The sequence below is a fragment of the Serratia sp. 14-2641 genome (assembly GCF_001692375.1).
Classification (GTDB): domain Bacteria; phylum Pseudomonadota; class Gammaproteobacteria; order Enterobacterales; family Enterobacteriaceae; genus Chania; species Chania fonticola_C.
In genome coordinates, this window is the sequence record NZ_LXKR01000088.1 from 139,145 (window position 1) to 156,182 (window position 17,038).

Genomic DNA, 17,038 nt, shown 5'->3' on the forward strand with positions numbered 1-17,038 from the left:
GTATGAACGCATCCCGTTTGCAAGGCTTCCATGGCTAGGATCACCAGAGCAATCTTTCAGAATTCACCCTTTTGTTAGAGTTTATTTTTGCCAACTACTGCCTTTACCGAGGCTAGCGTTGACCTCATTGTTATCGTTCGATGTTGTTTGCTGACAATGTAAATTTAATGTTATTTATTAAGCGCTTTAGTACAAGCTTTATTTTTCAGTGGTAGGCTCACCAACAGGAAGATAGTGATGATAATTAAAATTACAAAGCTTGCGCTGGCCATAGCAGCGCTCTCAATAAGCTCTGGGGTAGCAGCAAAAACGTTAGTCTATTGTTCAGAAGGTTCACCAGAAAACTTTAACCCGCAACTCTACACCTCCGGGACCAGCGTCGATGCCAGCGCGGTGCCGATCTATAACCGACTGGTGGATTTCAAAGTCGGTACCACCGAACTGCAGCCTAGCCTGGCAAAAAGCTGGGACGTCAGCGAAGACGGTAAGGTGTACACCTTCCATTTGCGCCAAGGAGTGAAGTTCCAGAGCAACAAATATTTCAAGCCAACGCGCGACTTTAACGCCGATGATGTGATCTTCTCGTTTATGCGCCAGAAAGATCCAAACCATCCCTATCACAACGTTTCCAACGGCAACTACTCCAACTTCGAAAGCCTGGAGTTCGGCAAGCTAATCACCGCCATCGACAAGGTTGATGACCATACCGTACGTTTCACTCTGGCCCATCCGGAAGCGCCGTTTGTTGCCGATTTAGGCTGGTATTTCGCCTCAATTCTCTCTGCGGAATACGCCAATAGCATGTTGAAGGCGGGCACGCCAGAGCGTGCGGATATGGAGCCGATTGGCACCGGGCCGTTTGAATTGAAGCAATATCATAAAGACTCCCGCATCCTGTTTACCGCCTTCCCTGATTACTGGCAGGGCAAAGCGAAAATCGACCGTCTGGTGTTCTCCATCACGCCGGACGCGTCGATCCGTTACGCCAAGCTGGAAAAAAATGAATGCCAGGTGATGCCGTTCCCTAACCCGGCAGACCTGCCACGCATGAGGGAAAATAAAGACATCAACCTGATGCAAAAAGCGGGCTTGAACACCGGCTTCCTGGCATTTAACACCCAGAAGGCACCGCTGGATAACGTGAAGGTCCGTCAGGCATTGGCGCTAGCCATTAATAAACCGGCGATCATCGAGGCGGTATTCCAAGGTACTGGCACTGCGGCGAAAAATATACTGCCTCCGGGCGTGTGGAGTGCCGATGCGGATTTGAAAGACTACGATTACGATCCGGAGAAGGCCAAAGCACTACTGAAAGAAGCTGGCTTCGCCAACGGCATGACCATCGATCTGTGGGCAATGCCGGTTCAGCGCCCGTATAACCCGAATGCCAAGCGCATGGCCGAGATGATCCAGGCCGACTGGGCGAAAGTGGGCGTAACGGCCAAAGTGGTCACCTTTGAGTGGGGCGAGTACCTGACACGGGTGAAAAACGGCGAGCATCAGGCTGCACTGATGGGCTGGACCACGGCAACCGGAGACCCGGATAACTTCTTTGGCCCGCTGTATAGCTGTACGTCAGCCAACGGCGGCTCTAACTCGTCGAAGTGGTGTTATCAGCCGTTTGATAAGCTGATCCTGGAGGCTCGAGCCGAAAGTAATCACCAAAAGCGCGTTGATCTGTACAAAGAAGCCCAGCAGATGATGCACGACCAGATGCCTGCGGTGATGATTGCCCACTCGACGATTTTTGAGCCGGTGCGCAAAGAGGTCACCGGATACGAAATCGACCCGTTCGGCAAACACATTTTCTATCAGGTCGATGTGAAATAAACGCTGACGCTTGAACGATGACTCAGGGCTTCAAACCGAGAGGGATGAAGCTTTTTTTTGGCGAAAAGCTCATTCAAGGTATGTTGCCTATTAAGCCCCAAAAAACTCGAATAGTATGATGTTTGAAGAATAAAACCGCCATCGCCTGTGATCCAGAACCTATATTTAATTAATGAGGCCTGCCTTTTTCGGCCAGGGTTCCACAGGGAGAAAAGTATCAACCACTTATTCGGCCACCAATGGCTGCTGGCAATGACGTTGATCACCAGCGCCAATGCGGCTCCCACAACGCCACCGGATCCGATTGTTCTGGCGCAGGAGCAATTTGCGCAGATTGCTGCCTACCAGTGCAGGATCGACTCCCGTTCGGCACAAGGCGATCGTACCCTGATGCGTTACAGCTACCGTAAGCCGGGCTATGTGCGGATGGATTTTAGCGAACCTCATCGCGGTGCCGTGCTGATCTATGATCCCGACAGCGGTAAGGTGCGCGTATGGCCATTCGGTATCGGCACTCTGCCAGTGCTGAGCCTGTCCCCCAGCAACTCGTTGGTACAAGGCCCTAATGGCCATCGCGTAGACCAATCGGACGTCGGCACCTTGCTGCGTAATATTCGCCATCTCCAGCAAAGGGGGAAAACGACCGTGATCGGCAAGGAAGCCCTGGCAGGCCAAGCCGCTTTGCATGTCACCATCCTTGAAGCGACAGGGGTTAGCATCGATGGCGTTCACCGTTATGAGGTTTGGCTAGAGGATAGCCACGGCTTCCCAACCAAGGTGGTCAGCTACGATAGCAACGATCGAGAAATGGAAACCGTGATGATGGATGCGCTGGTGTTCAACCTGCATTTTCCCGCTGACTTCTTTACCCCTTAAGGCAGAACCTGATATGACCGAATACCAGTTAACCACCCTCTGGCGCATCAAAGCCCCGTTACCAACGGTATGGGAGGTGCTTTATCATCCCGATATCTGGCCAAGCTGGTGGAAAAACCTGTTACAGGTGGTTGAGATAGGCAAAGGCGATGCGCTCGGCATCGGTGCGTTGCATCGTTATACCTGGCAAGGCGTACTGCCTTACCGCATCACCTTTGATATGCATATCGTGAATATTGTGCCGTTACAGTTACTGGAGGGACAAGCCAGCGGCGAAGTAGAAGGGGTCGGCCAATGGCTGTTAAGTTCCGATGGGGTTTATACTCTTGCGCGTTATACCTGGCATGTCCGAACCACTACGCTCTGGATGAACTGCCTGGCACCGCTGGCAGCACCGTTATTTCGCTGGAACCACGATGCGGTGATGCGGGCCGGAGCCAAAGGATTGGCGCAACGGCTGGGTACCAGCGTTGAAATGAGTTGATTGTCAGCTATAGTGCTAGCAAATCATCAGGAACCGCCATGCACATAAGACCTTACCAAGAGGCCGATCGCCCTTTCCTACGCAGCCTGTATCTGACCGCCCGCCAAGCCACCTTTACCTGGCGTGATACGCGAAATTATCAGCTGGAAGATTTTGATCGCTCAACGATTGGCGAAGAGATCTGGGTAGCCGAGCAGGACGGCAAGCTGCTCGGCTTTGTCTCGATTTATCGCGCCGAAAATTTTATTCATAATCTGTATGTCGACCCCCTGTTGCCGCCACAGGGCGTGGGCAGCGCGCTGTTGCATGCCGCAGAGCAGACGTTTACCTCAACCGGCTCGCTCAAGTGCCTGGTGAAAAATGACAAGGCGCTGGCGTTCTATCACAAACACGGCTGGCAGATCGTCTCCACCGGTGGTGACGGCGGCGAAGAGTATTACCTTTTACATTCGCCGAAAGGATAGCGTTGTTCTTAAGCTTGCGGTTTCAGCACAATGGAACAAGCGTATCTGTCCGCCGGATGGATAGACACCGTCGTTTCGAACGTTTCACCATGGCGATCAACGTAACGACGAACAATCCTCAGTGCGGGTGAGCCGGGTTCAACGCCAAGCACTTTGGCAATTTTCGGCGATACGCCAACGGCGGTGATGGTCTGCCGAACCTCTTCACTCTTGACCCCATAATGTTTTTCAATCAGCTCGCTGATCAATGCGTAGGGATCGCTGCGCACCAGGCGACGTATCTTGTCATAAATAAGTCGGGTATAGCTGTCTGTCCAGCAGATGGGGGCGTCTTTCTTTGCGCCGTCTTCACGGATACTGGCGATATGTAACCAGCGCGATCCTGGCGCACCACCGATCACTTGAGATAGCTCCTCATCAGCCACCACCTCATCAATCTTTTTCACCACCCGAAGGTTATTGTTGGCCAGGAAAAGCAAATCTTCCAGGCTGGCCAGCGGGTGATTCATAGCGCTGTCTGATTTTTTTTCCACTATCAGCGTGCCAATCCCCTTACGCCTGACGATCAACCCCTGCTCGGTGATATCACGCAAGGCTTCACGAATGGTATGTCGGCTGACATCAAACTGTTCGCACAGCTCCATTTCAGGTGGCAACAGCGTGCCTACCGGGTACTTACCCGAGGCAATGCTTTGCACCAGCTCACGAGCAATACGTTTATAAAGAGATTCTTTCATAGCGGTCTGGCCGTTACTCCCGAAAAAACTTTCAGATCAACATCACAAAGTTGTAGCAAGACAGCTTTGTTCAAATGTCCGTACATTATATATTGTCCGTACATATCAAATGTACGGACATTTAAAATAACCTGAACAGCAAGAGTCCTCGTTTCCTCGCGCCTCACGAGCTGCTGTTTAGCCACCTGTCCCTATATGACATATGAAATAAATCTTACCACCATTCTTACACTCAGGGAGGCAATATGGCTTCTAATGTTCTTGATTCTATTCTGTTCCGTGACGCTTTTGGTACCCCGGAAATGCGTGCCATTTTTGATGATCGCGAGTTGGTACGCAAGTACGTCGAGGTGGAGGTCGCTCTGGCCAAAGCCGAAGCTCGCTGTGGGGTGATCCCAGTGGAAGCCGCAGAGGAAATTGCGGCCAGATGCAGTGCGGACACGCTGGATTTTGACCTACTGCGTCATGAAACCGAAATCGTTGGCTATCCCATTTTACCGTTGGTGCATCAGATATCGAAGCAGGCTGGCAGCTCAGGGGGATACGTTCACTGGGGGGCAACGACACAAGATATTATGGATACCGCAGTAGTCCTGCAAATCCGCGATGCATTCGAACTTATCGAAACCGATATCAACGAACTACGCCGCATTCTGGCTGACATGGCACAGCGCTACCGAACCACCCCAATGGCCGGACGCACCCATTTGCAGCAAGCCTTGCCGATCACCTTCGGCTATAAGGCAGCAATCTGGCTCAATATGTTTGATCGGCACGCCGAACGCCTGGCGCAAGCCCGCCCGCGCGTCCTGGTAGGCCAATTCGCCGGAGCCGCCGGGACGTTGGCATCGCTGGGGGATAAGGGGCTGGTTGTGCAGCAGGCGATGATGGAAGAGCTGAGGTTGGGCACTCCGGACTCCACCTGGCATGTAGCACGCGACGGTTTTGCCGAAGCCGTTAACCTGTTGGGCCTGATCACCGGATCGTTGGGCAAAATCGCCTATGACGTCATGCTAATGGCCTCAAACGAATTCGGCGAACTCTATGAACCCTTCGTCAAAGGCCGTGGTGCCAGCAGTACCATGCCGCAAAAACGCAATCCCATATCCAGTGAGCTTATGCTGGCCTGCGCCAAAGGAGTTCGTCAGCAGGCTGGGTTGATGTTGGATGCGATGGTCCAGGATCTGGAGCGCGCTACCGGGCCCTGGCATGCCGAATGGATAGCCATCCCAGAAAGCTTCATTCTCAGCGCCGGTGCACTGAAGCAGGCAAGATTTATGCTCGGTGGGCTGATTGTGGATGAAGCTGCCATGGCAAAAAACCTGGACATGACGAATGGGTTGATCGTAGCCGAAGCCGTGATGATGGGGCTTGCACCTTATATTGGCCGCCAGGATGCCCATGATGTGGTGTATGACGCCTGCCGCATTGTCAATGAACAGGGAGGACGCCTCGCCGATGTGCTGAACGCGTTACCGGCCATTGCCAGTCGTCTGGAACCAGAGCTGATTGAGCAGCTTACCGACCCGACCAATTATTTGGGTATGGCACCGCAAATGGTGGATCGGGCAGTACAGCAATCAGCCAAACAGGGCTAACGCATCCGCAGGAAATTCAATCCTTGTATAAGGAGATAATTATGTCAGCAGGATCACCCGACAGAAAGAAAAAAGCTATCGCCACCCTGATCCCACTGCTTTTAGGCTTGGCGATCTGGCTTTACCCGGTCCCCGAGGGATTAACACCGCAGGCTTGGCAGATGTTCGCCATCTTTGCAGCAACTATTGCGGCTATTCTGACTCAACCACTGCCCTCCGGGGCAGTCATGCTGGTCGCGCTTTGCGTAGCCATTTTTACCGGAACCCTGACGGAGGCTAAAGCCTTATCCGGCTTTGCCAGTGGGACAGTATGGCTGATTTTCTGTGCTTATATCCTGTCACTGGGGTTCGTTACCTCCGGCTTGGGCAAGCGTATCGCCTATAAAATGCTGTCACTATTTGGTGGCAGCAGCCTGGGTATTGCCTACTCGCTAGGGGTATCCGATCTGATTATGGCTCCGGCCATGCCATCGGTAACCGCCAGATCGGGAGGCATCATCTTTCCCATCGTACGCTCTATCAATGAAGTCTTAGGGTCGGCACCAGGTAAGAGCGGTAAAAAGATCGGCGACTTTCTGATTATGGTGTGCTTCCAGTTCACCCCCATTACCGGTGCCATATTTCTGACGGGTATGGCGGCGAACCCACTGGTGGGCAGCCTGGCAAAAGATTCGTTGGGGGTAGAAATAACCTGGGGTGGCTGGTTCGTGGCCGCGGTCGTTCCCGCCATGGTGTGCTTTTTCCTGATGCCACTGCTGGTCTATAAGATCTTGAACCCGGAACTTAAAAAGACCCCGGAAGCGAAAGACATGGGACGCCGTGCCCTCAATGAGCTGGGTGCTATGTCAGGCGTTGAAAAAAAGGTCGCGCTGGGTTTTATCTTGGCGCTGCTGGGCTGGGGCACCAGTCTGCTGACAGGATTATCGGCCACCACGGTAGGGCTGGGGTTGGCTGCCTATCTGTTTGCTACTCATGCCGTGAGTTGGAAAGACCTGCTTAAAGATCAGGCCGCGTGGGATACGGTGATCTGGTTCAGCGTCATCATCAGCCTGGCGGGCGGGCTATCCAGCCTCGGTTTTATCAGTTGGATGACCACCAAGCTCGAAACCACTATTAGCGGTTTTGGCGCAATGCAGACGTTTGTCATTCTGGGGATACTGTATATTTATGTGCATTATCTGTTTGCCACGGCCTCCGGCCATGTCGCTGCACTGTATGCACCGTTCGCGGCTACCGCTATCGCTGCTGGCGCGCCACCGATGATGGTTGCCATCTGTTTTGGTATTTTCAGCAATTTGATGTGGGGAAATACCGAATATGGCGGCGGCCCTGGCCCCATTTACTTCGCTCAGGGATATTTTGAACGGCCACGTTTCTACAAAATCAACTTTTGCGTGGTGACGTTCAACGTCATTCTGATCTTCGTTGTCGGCCTCGCCTGGTGGAAATTGCTAGGGTACTATTGATTACTATTACCGAATCAGGCGTCATGGGCATAGCGCCTGATTCATTCAGTGCATTCACTCCCCATAACCAACCAAGGAATAGCCATCGTGGATCCGGCTGGCGTCAATACAGGGATAGACACCTACCGCGCACAAACAAAGCGCTACGTACATCTGCTTTTTGCCCTTCAGGCGATAGGTGCATCCTCACCTGCGATTATCATCTCACTGGGCGGATTGGTGGGTGAGACATTAAGCAGTAATAAAGCCTTATCCACGCTGCCGGTCAGTCTCTTCAACATTGGCCTGGCCTTGTCCGTGTTACCTGTAGGAGCCCTGATAGCCCGCTTTGGGCGCGTTAACGCCTATACCCTTGGTGCGCTCAGTGCGTTCATCGGTGGGATAATAGCTGCATGGGGCGTCATAAACGGCTCTTTCATCCTGTTCTGTCTAGGCTGTCTGATGGCCGGGGGTTACGCGGCGTGCGTGCAAAGCTACCGTTTTGCGGTAACGGATTATGTCACCAAACCTGAGCAACCCGTGGCGATCTCCCGGGTTATGCTTGGCGGACTGTTAGCAGCAGTGATTGGCCCACAACTGGTGATCTGGACGCAAAACCTGTTGCCAGTTCCCCTGTCGGCCAGTTTCCTCGGGCAGTCTCTGCTGGCGTTGATTGCGTTGCTGCTTTTATGGCAAATGCGGCGCATGACCGCTCGCTTGGCGGCTCAACAAAACCCGCTTTCCGACCCCGTTCAAACAACATCAACAGATAAAATTCGCTCTCTGGGGGAAATCGCCGGTTCATTGCGCTTTATCACCACCGCAGTGGCAGCCTTGGTCTCTTATGGGCTGATGACGTTTATGATGACCGCAACGCCGCTGGCGATGATCCATCACGGACACAGCCTGTCTACTGCCACATTAGGGATCCAATGGCATATTCTGGCCATGTACGCGCCGGCGTTTATCACTGGCCGGCTGATATCGCGTTTCGGGCCACGTTACGTCTGCGCCAGCGGGCTATTGCTGACGGCCTGCGCCGCTGCGGTTTCCATGATAGGCACCGAGGTCATCTGGTTCTGGGGAGGATTAATTCTGCTTGGCGTCGGCTGGAACTTTGGCTTTGTCAGCGCGACCGTCATGCTGAGCGCTTGTTACACACATCAAGAACGGCTGAAGGTTCAATCACTGAATGACTCTTTTGTCTTCGGCACCACCGCATTAGCCTCTCTGTTATCTGGGCAGATGATGCATATTCTCGGCTGGTTCTGGCTGAATATGCTGGTGTTTATTCCGGTCGTCATTGCGTTGGGATTGCTGTTTATCCAGGGTATGGCGGAAAAAAAAGCTGCTGGATAAACCTTCACTAGCGCACGGAAGGGTCAACGGCAATATTTCAGCGTGCGCCACCAAAACAGCAATGCCACCAGGCTTACCGAGCCGCCCAGCCAGCATACGCCATGCCACCCCGCCCACGCATAAATATGGCTACCGGCAAACGCCCCCAACCCACTGCCGACGGCATAAAACAGCATGTAGCACCCAACCAGACGACTGTGGGACTGCGGATGCGCAGTGAAAATCATACTCTGGTTGAGGACATGGATTGCCTGCCCGGCCAGATCCAGCAAGATGATACCGCCAATCAGGTACGCCATTCCTCGCTCCATCAACCCAAGCGGCAACCAAGCGATCATCAGCAACAACAGGCACATCCCGCTAGCTAGCTGCCCCCAGCCTTGGTCAGCTAGATGCCCGGCCCTCATCGCCGCCAGCGCACCAACTGCCCCTACCAACCCAAATGCACCAATGGTCGAATGAGAAAAAAGAAATGGGGGCTGGCTCAAGGGGAGAACCAGCGTGCTCCAGAAGATGCTGAATGCCGCGAACATCAGCAACGCCAACATACCGCGTACCTGCAAAATCCGGTCATGGCGCAGCAGGTCCAGCATTGAGCTCAGCAGTTGCCAATAGCTTAACTTCAACTCGCAAGCAGGCTGTTTTGGCAATAAACGAGCCAGAACAGGAAGCAATATCAGGGTAATCGCCGCTGAGAAAAAGTAGATCGTTCGCCAACCGCCGATATCCGCCAGTAACCCAGAGAGAGTGCGCGCCAGCAGTAAACCCATCACCACTCCGCCCTGAGCGGCCCCCACCACGCGTCCACGTTCCTGCGGGGAGGCCAACGTAGCGGCAAAGGCGATCAATCCCTGCGTCATCGCGGTTCCCAATAGCCCCACCAGCAGCATGGCTGCCAGTAGTGCCAGACTACTACTAGACACAACAACCATCAGCAACGCAGCAATCAACAGTATTTGCTGCACCGCCAGCAGGCGATGGCGATCCAGCAAATCCCCCAAAGGAACCACCAATAACAGCGCACAGGCACAGCCGACCTGGGTCGCCGCGATCACCATCCCTACTCTTGCCAGGCTGATATTAAAATCCACCGCAATGGCATCAAGCAGCGGTTGCGCGTAATAAACATTGGCCACGCTGAAAGCGCAGGCTGCTGCCAACAGCAGCACCAGTGACGAAGGTAAAAGCTCAACAGATTGCGAGCGGAAGGCTTCCAGCGGTTTATCACTCATTAAGCGCCTCATTAAAAGTGGTTTCATTATTAAACTCAATGCACTTTAGTGAAAGAGGTTTTATAATGCAACCAGAATAATTCTGGAGCCGCAGCATGAAACGAAAAAGCCTTGAGGATGCTCAATGCCCGGTAGCACGAACCTTGGATGTGCTGGGTGACTGGTGGTCACTGTTGATCATCCGCGACGCCTTTGACGGTATTAGCCGGTTTAGTGAGTTTCAAAAGAATCTGGGGATGGCAAAGAATATTCTTTCCACTCGGCTACGCACGCTGGTCACCCAGGGGATTTTGCAAGTGAGCCCTGCCGCCGATGGCAGCGCCTATCAGGAGTATTTGCTGACCGATAAAGGCCGCGAAATCTTCCCGATTATCGTCGCACTGCGCCAATGGGGAGAGGATCATCTTTTTGCGGCAGGAGAGGACTATTCACGCCTGGTGGAAAACGACAGCGGCCAGCCAATACCTCGCATGACGCCAATCGGCCATGCAGGGCAAGAACTCAACCTACGCAATACCCGGGTTGTCAAAGTAGATGAGAAATAAAAATGCTGAAAGTCATTGCCGAAGATTTTATCAAGGTTGAAGCGATAGAAACGGTGTTACCGCTTTATCAAGAGTTGGTTGAAGCCACCAAGTAGGAACCCCGCTGCATAGCCTATGATCTGTATGTCGATCAAAAGGATGCCGGGCACTTTATCTTTATCGAAGAGTGGCCCGATCGCGCGGCGTTGGAGGCTCACTGCGCGAGTGAACACTTTAAACGCCTGGTGCCGCTGATCGATCAACATAAACGTAAGGATGCCAGCTATATATTGATGGATAATTTTCCTGAGAAAGCATAGAGAAGTGGCCAAGCAATAGCCTGTCAGGCCAGCCTGAGTCCGTTTGAATACCGAACTCAGGCCTGGTTAACCGCTTGATGCAGGCAAACTAAATTTATAGGCTCCGTTAAAAATATAGAGCTAATAATAAATAGTTACTGTTTAGTGACTCCCAATGTGACTATGGCCTCATTGCCAGAAACGTATAACGAATAATCCTTATTAGAGGATACAGGTTTAATGCCTTTTTCTATCATCCCTGTAAGTCTATCCATATTGGCTTGCTCATCACCGTAACCATGCAATGTTTGCGTTAACCCCTTATTAATCAACTGGAAAGACGCAATAAACTCTGAGGCCGGGCTAAGAAAATGGCCAATCAGCGGCTTGTTTTCCATGATTAATTTTGTTCTTTCGTTAATATTCACTTGCCCAGTTGTGCCGATAGTCTCTATGTTTGGGTAGCTCAGCATTTCTCTGGCAATCATGTTAAAAACAAAATCTTCATATTCACGCTGTGACTTCATGGCGCTGCTTAGCTGAGCACTGAATGCAAAAACGGTGATTAGAGGGACAAGTGATAGATATTTTAATCTTGGAGAAAAATACATAATCGGAATGGCAATAATGACCAATAGTACCGAAAATGAAACCAGAGTCCTTGGGAATATAGGGGCATCTTGCAAAAGGACTGTTGGCCCCATTAGAGACACCAAGAAAATAAAACATGACAGTAAAGCGTATATCATGAATGAAACTATTTTCTTTTTATGTGCATAATTCCTGACTATCATGAATACCAAAGCAACCACTACAGGCACCAGGAAATAGATATAAACAGGGCCGTAAAAATACGATAGAATCAGTTCTTTCAATGCCTTTATCGTGCCTAACAGTTTTTCAGCACCCTCAGCATTCGGCAAAATAATTTCCGATCGCGAGTTGTTTTTTACAGCAAAAAACAGCATATAAACCAGATAAAAACAAACAAATGTCACTGCCTTGTTTATTATTAATTTTATGGATTGGGCTATTGTAGATTCACTTTTAACTGCAATAATCATCATATCAATGGCAAGCAGGCCGATGAAAATATTCATGCATGGTTGATAGATGGTTAGCGATAACACGCCCGCTATTATTTTTATTGAGCCTTCACGAATTATGCTGTCGTTCCTATAGGTATAGGCTAACACGGCAAGAAACAAGGCAATAACCATGCCTAAAGAATCGTATCTATAGGCAATATTTTGTAATAAGTAGGGATTGAAAATAAAAAGGGCCGCAACAAGCTTGGCATGCGGAACATCCATTTTATCCAAATGTTTAAAAAGCAATAAGGAAGCGGCACCCATAAACAGACAAGATGCAATCATTGTATAGGGGAACAGGTCAAGATTATAGCGCCCACTCGCCGATAGAATTTTCATCAGAATATCCGCGATTGGCCGCCCTAATCCACGCCATCCATATTGACCTGTAATCGCTCGATCTAAGTCATCCCTGTAAAACACCCCAGCTTGAATAAGAGGATATATAAACAACAGAGCCAACCCTGAATACAAGGCCAATGTTTTTTTATCGTCTTTGCAGATCATCTGATTTTCCATCTCACTTTTTAACTATGTAACGCGGCCTGCGTTTTGTTTCTACGTAAATCCGTCCTACATATTCACCTAGGACACCTATTCCTATTAGCTGCACACCGCCAAGGAAGAGGATAGAAACTATAATAGAGGAATAGCCCGGTACCGGATTGCCCCAAATTAATTTATCCAGAATCATCCATGCACCATAAATGAAGGATAAAGTGGCAACGAAAAAACCGATATATGCCCATACCCGTAGCGGAAAGGTCGAAAAACTGGTGATACCTTCTATCGCAAGATTCCACAGTTTCCAGCCATTGAATTTACTTGAGCCAGCAACTCGTTGAGCTCTTGAATACTCAACGATATCAACCTTCCCACCCACCCAACTTAATATCCCTTTCATAAACAGGTTTCTTTCGGGAAGTAATTTGATGTTATCCACGACTTCTCGAGACATGAGCCTAAAATCGCCGACGTTTTCTTCTATGGCCGGTTTGCTTATTTTGTTGTGAATGCGATAAAACCATTCTGCAGTTTTACGCTTCATTCTACCATCACTCTGTCTATCTATACGTTTGGCTAAAACAACTTCCGCACCATTTTCCCATTTATTCAACAACAACGGGATAACATCTATTGGATCCTGGAGATCTACGTCAATAGGAATGATGACATCACCCGAAGATGCCTCCAACCCAGCAAATAAGGCTGGCTCTTTTCCAAAATTACGAGTGAAATTGATAATTTTTATCTTCTCATCAGCTAGTGACAAGGCCGATATTATGTTCTCTGTTTTATCAGAACTGCCATCGTTTACAAATACAATTTCTATATCTTTGTCTGCAAACTCTTTATATTCACGAACGGATTTATAGAAGAGAGGAATTGCTTCCTCTTCATTATATACAGGAACCACCAGCGATATTTTCATTTATCATCCTTGAATACAACTAGTTTAGAATAAATGAAGCCACAGATGAGACTTACTGCAGAAAAAGTAATCAGTGTGACTATTGGGTTAGCGTTTACTTCATCTGCGATCCAACCTACGCAAAATGCCATGCCCCCCATAAACAGCACATACGCCATGTAGCGGACAGTAGTCGCTTCTTTTTTAAAGGTCCACCTGGCGTTTGCAAAGAACGAGAAGGTCACCGCGATGCAAAAGGCAACCACGTTGGATATTGATTGGGAGAAACCACTAAAAAATATGAGCGCAAACACAGCCCAATGAACAAAGGTGTTCAGCACACCTATAGATGCATAACGTAAAAAAGTATTCAATGCGAAAAATTCTTATAAGTTAGTTTGCCGTATTCTGCCACCACATGATGCTGATGGCAAAACTTTCGAGGCTAACACAATGAATGCTCGCTGAAAAAGAAAAATCCCCTGTAAAACAGAGGATTTTCTTTCTATTCACGCTATCGAGTGAGGCTGATATTAACTTATCATTCCCATTCGATCGTCGCCGGTGGCTTCCCGCTGATATCATAAACCACACGGGAAATACCGTTGACTTCGTTGATGATACGGTTAGAAACACGGCCAAGGAAATCGTACGGCAGGTGTGCCCAATGCGCGGTCATAAAGTCGATGGTTTCTACCGCACGCAGTGAGACTACCCAATCGTATTTACGGCCATCGCCCATCACGCCAACGGAACGCACCGGCAGGAACACGGTGAACGCCTGGCTGACCTTGTTGTACAGATCGGCTTTGTGCAGCTCTTCGATGAAGATCGCATCGGCACGGCGTAGCAGATCGCAATACTCTTTCTTCACTTCGCCCAATACGCGCACGCCCAGACCTGGCCCTGGGAACGGGTGACGGTACAGCATGTCGTACGGCAGGCCCAGCTCCAGACCAATCTTGCGCACTTCGTCTTTGAACAGCTCTTTCAGCGGTTCTACCAGCCCCAGCTTCATTTCTTTCGGCAGGCCACCAACGTTGTGGTGCGATTTGATCACGTGCGCTTTGCCGGTAGCGGAAGCGGCAGACTCGATCACATCCGGGTAGATGGTGCCCTGAGCCAGCCACTTCACGGCGCTCTGCTTGCAGGCTTCTTCGTCAAACACTTCGACAAAGACGCGGCCAATGATCTTACGCTTGGCTTCTGGCTCATCCACACCCGCCAACGCGCTCAGGAAACGGTTTTCTGCCGCTACGTGCACGATGTTCAGACCGAAGTGGTCACCGAACATTTCCAACACCTGGTCGGCTTCGTTGAGGCGCAGCAGGCCGTTATCTACGAATACGCAGGTCAGGCGCTTGCCAATGGCACGGTGCAGCAGCATGGCGGTAACGGATGAGTCCACGCCGCCAGACAGGCCGAGGATCACGTGATCTTCACCGACCTGCTCACGAATACGCGCAACGGCATCTTCGATGATGGTGGCAGGCGTCCACAGCGCTTCACAACCACAGATATCCAGCACGAAACGCTCCAGGATACGCTGGCCTTGGCGGGTATGGGTGACTTCCGGGTGGAACTGTACGCCGTAGAAGCGTTTTTCCTCGTTGGCCATAATGGCAAACGGGCAGGTATCGGTGCTGGCAACGGTGACGAAATCTGACGGGATAGCGGTAACTTTATCGCCGTGGCTCATCCATACGTCTAATACCGGTTTGCCTGCCGGGCTGATCGCATCTTCGATATCGCGGATCAGGGCGCTTGATTGGGTGATTTCCACCTGCGCATAACCGAACTCACGCTCGGTTGAACCCTGTACATGGCCGCCCAGTTGCATCGCCATGGTCTGCATGCCGTAGCACACGCCCAATACCGGTACGCCGGCGGTGAAGACATATTCTGGCGCACGCGGGCTGCTCAGTTCGGTGGTGCTTTCCGGGCCACCGGAGAGAATGATGCCGCTTGGATTGAATTCGCGGATCTGCTCTTCGCTGACGTCCCAGGCCCACAGCTCACAGTAAACACCAATCTCACGCACGCGGCGGGCAATCAGTTGGGTGTATTGTGAACCGAAATCCAGGATCAGGATGCGATGCTTATGAATATTTTTTGTCATGTGAGGCAAATTCCAGCAACAGAGAAAAAGAGCAAAAAGGGTATTTGGGATGAGAGGTTGCCCCCTCATCCCTGCCCCTCTCCCGCAGGAGAGAGGTTAAAGCATTAGCCCATGCGGTAGTTTGGTGATTCTTTGGTGATGGTCACGTCATGCACATGGCTTTCTTGAATCCCGGCACCGCTGATGCGCACAAACTCGGCTTTGGTACGCAGTTCGTCGATGGTCGCACAGCCGGTCAGGCCCATGCAGGAACGCAGGCCACCCATCTGCTGATGTACAATCGCCTTCAGCATGCCTTTGTAGGCCACACGGCCTTCGATACCTTCCGGCACCAGTTTATCAGCGGCGTTATCGGTCTGGAAGTAACGGTCCGAGGAACCTTTGGACATCGCGCCCAGAGAACCCATCCCACGGTAAGATTTGAACGAACGGCCCTGATACAGCTCGATTTCGCCCGGAGATTCTTCCGTCCCTGCCAGCATTGAACCAACCATCACGCAAGACGCACCGGCAGCAATCGCTTTGGCGATATCGCCAGAGAAGCGGATACCACCGTCAGCGATAACAGGGATACCTGTTCCTTCCAGCGCTTCGACCGCATCGGCGATAGCGGTGATCTGCGGAACACCCACGCCGGTTACGATACGAGTCGTACAGATAGAGCCAGGACCGATACCGACTTTCACCGCGCTTACGCCGGCTTCCATCAGGGCTTTGGCACCAGCCCCGGTCGCGACGTTGCCGCCAAGGATTTGCAGGTCCGGGTATTTGGCACGGGTTTCACGGATGCGCTGTAACACGCCTTCGGAATGGCCGTGTGAAGAGTCGATGAGCAGTACGTCAACACCAGCAGCGACCAGCGCATCAACACGCTCTTCGTTACCGGCACCAGCACCCACCGCAGCGCCTACGCGCAGACGGCCATGCTCATCTTTACAGGCGTTAGGTTTACGCTCTGCTTTCTGGAAGTCTTTGACGGTGATCATGCCCAGCAGGTGGAAACTGTCGTCCACCACCAGCGCTTTTTCAACGCGTTTTTCGTGCATTTTTTGCAGCACAACTTCACGCGCTTCGCCTTCCTTGACGGTGACCAGGCGCTCTTTTGGCGTCATCACTGCGGTGACAGGCTGAGTCAGATCGGTTACGAAGCGCACGTCACGGCCGGTAATGATCCCCACCAGTTCGTTTTCTTCGGTCACAACCGGGTAACCGGCAAAGCCGTTACGCGCGGTTAACTCTTTCACTTCTGCCAGCGTGGTGGAAGGTGTAACGGCCTGTGGGTCCGTGACCACGCCGCTTTCATGTTTTTTCACCCGGCGAACTTCTTCCGCCTGGCGCTCAATGGACATGTTTTTGTGAATGAAGCCCAGACCGCCTTCCTGCGCTAGCGCAATGGCCAGGTTGGATTCGGTTACGGTATCCATGGCTGCGGACAGCATAGGGATATTCAGGCGGATAGATTTGGTCAGTTGGGTGCCAAGATCTGCGGTATTAGGCAGAACTGTGGAGTGGGCTGGAACCAGGAGAACGTCATCAAACGTTAGAGCTTCTTTTACAATACGTAGCATG

At 51.3% G+C, this 17,038-nt stretch carries 15 protein-coding genes and 1 pseudogene; 9 read left to right on the forward strand and 7 right to left on the reverse strand.

Annotated elements, in window-relative coordinates:
* Window positions 1–237 precede the first annotated feature (237 nt).
* The 4 genes from A6U95_RS25950 to A6U95_RS25965 all read left to right on the forward strand — a co-directional run bounded on the left by A6U95_RS25950 (window position 238) and on the right by A6U95_RS25965 (window position 3,654).
* The gene (locus A6U95_RS25950; protein WP_065686587.1) at window positions 238–1,830 is read left to right on the forward strand and encodes an ABC transporter substrate-binding protein; all 1,593 of its coding nucleotides are present in this window, start codon (window positions 238–240) and stop codon (window positions 1,828–1,830) included.
* Between the two features lie 252 nt (window positions 1,831–2,082).
* The gene (locus tag A6U95_RS25955; protein ID WP_065686588.1) at window positions 2,083–2,706 is read left to right on the forward strand and encodes a DUF1571 domain-containing protein; all 624 of its coding nucleotides are present in this window, start codon (window positions 2,083–2,085) and stop codon (window positions 2,704–2,706) included.
* Between the two features lie 13 nt (window positions 2,707–2,719).
* The gene (locus A6U95_RS25960; RefSeq protein WP_065686589.1) at window positions 2,720–3,190 is read left to right on the forward strand and encodes an SRPBCC family protein; all 471 of its coding nucleotides are present in this window, start codon (window positions 2,720–2,722) and stop codon (window positions 3,188–3,190) included.
* 38 nt (window positions 3,191–3,228) lie between these two features.
* Window positions 3,229–3,654, forward strand: a complete 426-nt coding sequence (locus A6U95_RS25965) for a GNAT family N-acetyltransferase (protein ID WP_065686590.1) — start codon at window positions 3,229–3,231, stop codon at window positions 3,652–3,654.
* Window positions 3,655–3,662: 8 nt separating this feature from the next.
* Here A6U95_RS25965 and A6U95_RS25970 read toward each other — a convergent pair whose 3' ends face one another.
* Window positions 3,663–4,391 (reverse strand): GntR family transcriptional regulator, encoded by a 729-nt coding sequence (locus A6U95_RS25970; protein ID WP_065686591.1) that lies wholly within the window; start codon window positions 4,389–4,391, stop codon window positions 3,663–3,665.
* A gap of 245 nt (window positions 4,392–4,636) precedes the next feature.
* Between A6U95_RS25970 and A6U95_RS25975 the strand changes: the two genes are divergently transcribed.
* From A6U95_RS25975 to A6U95_RS25985, 3 genes are all read left to right on the forward strand, one after another.
* Window positions 4,637–5,989: an adenylosuccinate lyase family protein gene (locus A6U95_RS25975; RefSeq protein ID WP_065686592.1), complete on the forward strand. Its 1,353-nt coding sequence runs from the start codon at window positions 4,637–4,639 to the stop codon at window positions 5,987–5,989.
* Between the two features lie 41 nt (window positions 5,990–6,030).
* A complete protein-coding gene (locus A6U95_RS25980) occupies window positions 6,031–7,455 on the forward strand; it encodes a DASS family sodium-coupled anion symporter (RefSeq protein WP_065686593.1) in 1,425 nt (474 codons plus the stop codon).
* Window positions 7,456–7,542: 87 nt separating this feature from the next.
* Window positions 7,543–8,793, forward strand: a complete 1,251-nt coding sequence (locus A6U95_RS25985; RefSeq protein WP_226906462.1) for an MFS transporter — start codon at window positions 7,543–7,545, stop codon at window positions 8,791–8,793.
* Between the two features lie 23 nt (window positions 8,794–8,816).
* On the opposite strand, the gene A6U95_RS25990 is transcribed toward A6U95_RS25985, so the two are convergent.
* Window positions 8,817–10,025, reverse strand: a complete 1,209-nt coding sequence (locus A6U95_RS25990) for an MFS transporter (RefSeq protein ID WP_065686594.1) — start codon at window positions 10,023–10,025, stop codon at window positions 8,817–8,819.
* 95 nt (window positions 10,026–10,120) lie between these two features.
* Here A6U95_RS25990 and A6U95_RS25995 point away from each other — a divergent pair, with 95 nt between their 5' ends.
* Together A6U95_RS25995 and A6U95_RS26000 are read left to right on the forward strand one after the other, a co-directional pair.
* Complete coding sequence (locus tag A6U95_RS25995) at window positions 10,121–10,570, forward strand: helix-turn-helix domain-containing protein (RefSeq protein WP_065686595.1); 450 nt, start codon at window positions 10,121–10,123, stop codon at window positions 10,568–10,570.
* Between the two features lie 2 nt (window positions 10,571–10,572).
* Window positions 10,573–10,869 (forward strand): annotated as a pseudogene (locus A6U95_RS26000) (putative quinol monooxygenase).
* Window positions 10,870–11,003: 134 nt separating this feature from the next.
* Here the strand turns inward: A6U95_RS26000 and A6U95_RS26005 are convergent.
* The 5 genes from A6U95_RS26005 to guaB form a co-directional block, all read right to left on the reverse strand.
* A complete protein-coding gene (locus A6U95_RS26005; RefSeq protein ID WP_065686596.1) occupies window positions 11,004–12,446 on the reverse strand; it encodes a glucosyltransferase domain-containing protein in 1,443 nt (480 codons plus the stop codon).
* Window positions 12,447–12,459: 13 nt separating this feature from the next.
* On the reverse strand, window positions 12,460–13,371 hold the full coding sequence (locus tag A6U95_RS26010) for a glycosyltransferase family 2 protein (RefSeq protein WP_065686597.1): 912 nt from the start codon (window positions 13,369–13,371) through the stop codon (window positions 12,460–12,462).
* Entirely contained in the window at window positions 13,368–13,724 is a 357-nt protein-coding gene (locus tag A6U95_RS26015) for a GtrA family protein (protein ID WP_065686598.1), read from the reverse strand. Before A6U95_RS26015 ends, A6U95_RS26010 begins: the two co-directional genes overlap by 4 nt.
* Before the next feature lie 167 nt (window positions 13,725–13,891).
* Window positions 13,892–15,469, reverse strand: a complete 1,578-nt coding sequence (guaA, locus tag A6U95_RS26020) for a glutamine-hydrolyzing GMP synthase (RefSeq protein ID WP_065686599.1) — start codon at window positions 15,467–15,469, stop codon at window positions 13,892–13,894.
* 104 nt (window positions 15,470–15,573) lie between these two features.
* The gene (gene guaB, locus A6U95_RS26025; RefSeq protein WP_037411907.1) at window positions 15,574–17,037 is read right to left on the reverse strand and encodes an IMP dehydrogenase; all 1,464 of its coding nucleotides are present in this window, start codon (window positions 17,035–17,037) and stop codon (window positions 15,574–15,576) included.
* Window position 17,038: the final 1 nt, after the last annotated feature.

Coding starts and splice junctions, on each gene's coding strand:
- A6U95_RS25980 (WP_065686593.1), top strand. CDS start 6,031: ATGTCAGCAGGATCACCCGACAGAAAGAAAAAAGCTATCGCCACCCTG.
- A6U95_RS25990 (WP_065686594.1), bottom strand. CDS start 10,025: ATGAGTGATAAACCGCTGGAAGCCTTCCGCTCGCAATCTGTTGAGCTT.
- guaA (WP_065686599.1), bottom strand. CDS start 15,469: ATGACAAAAAATATTCATAAGCATCGCATCCTGATCCTGGATTTCGGT.
- A6U95_RS25955 (WP_065686588.1), top strand. CDS start 2,083: ATGACGTTGATCACCAGCGCCAATGCGGCTCCCACAACGCCACCGGAT.
- A6U95_RS25950 (WP_065686587.1), top strand. CDS start 238: ATGATAATTAAAATTACAAAGCTTGCGCTGGCCATAGCAGCGCTCTCA.
- A6U95_RS25960 (WP_065686589.1), top strand. CDS start 2,720: ATGACCGAATACCAGTTAACCACCCTCTGGCGCATCAAAGCCCCGTTA.
- A6U95_RS25995 (WP_065686595.1), top strand. CDS start 10,121: ATGAAACGAAAAAGCCTTGAGGATGCTCAATGCCCGGTAGCACGAACC.
- A6U95_RS25975 (WP_065686592.1), top strand. CDS start 4,637: ATGGCTTCTAATGTTCTTGATTCTATTCTGTTCCGTGACGCTTTTGGT.
- A6U95_RS25970 (WP_065686591.1), bottom strand. CDS start 4,391: ATGAAAGAATCTCTTTATAAACGTATTGCTCGTGAGCTGGTGCAAAGC.
- A6U95_RS25965 (WP_065686590.1), top strand. CDS start 3,229: ATGCACATAAGACCTTACCAAGAGGCCGATCGCCCTTTCCTACGCAGC.
- A6U95_RS26005 (WP_065686596.1), bottom strand. CDS start 12,446: ATGATCTGCAAAGACGATAAAAAAACATTGGCCTTGTATTCAGGGTTG.
- guaB (WP_037411907.1), bottom strand. CDS start 17,037: ATGCTACGTATTGTAAAAGAAGCTCTAACGTTTGATGACGTTCTCCTG.
- A6U95_RS26010 (WP_065686597.1), bottom strand. CDS start 13,371: ATGAAAATATCGCTGGTGGTTCCTGTATATAATGAAGAGGAAGCAATT.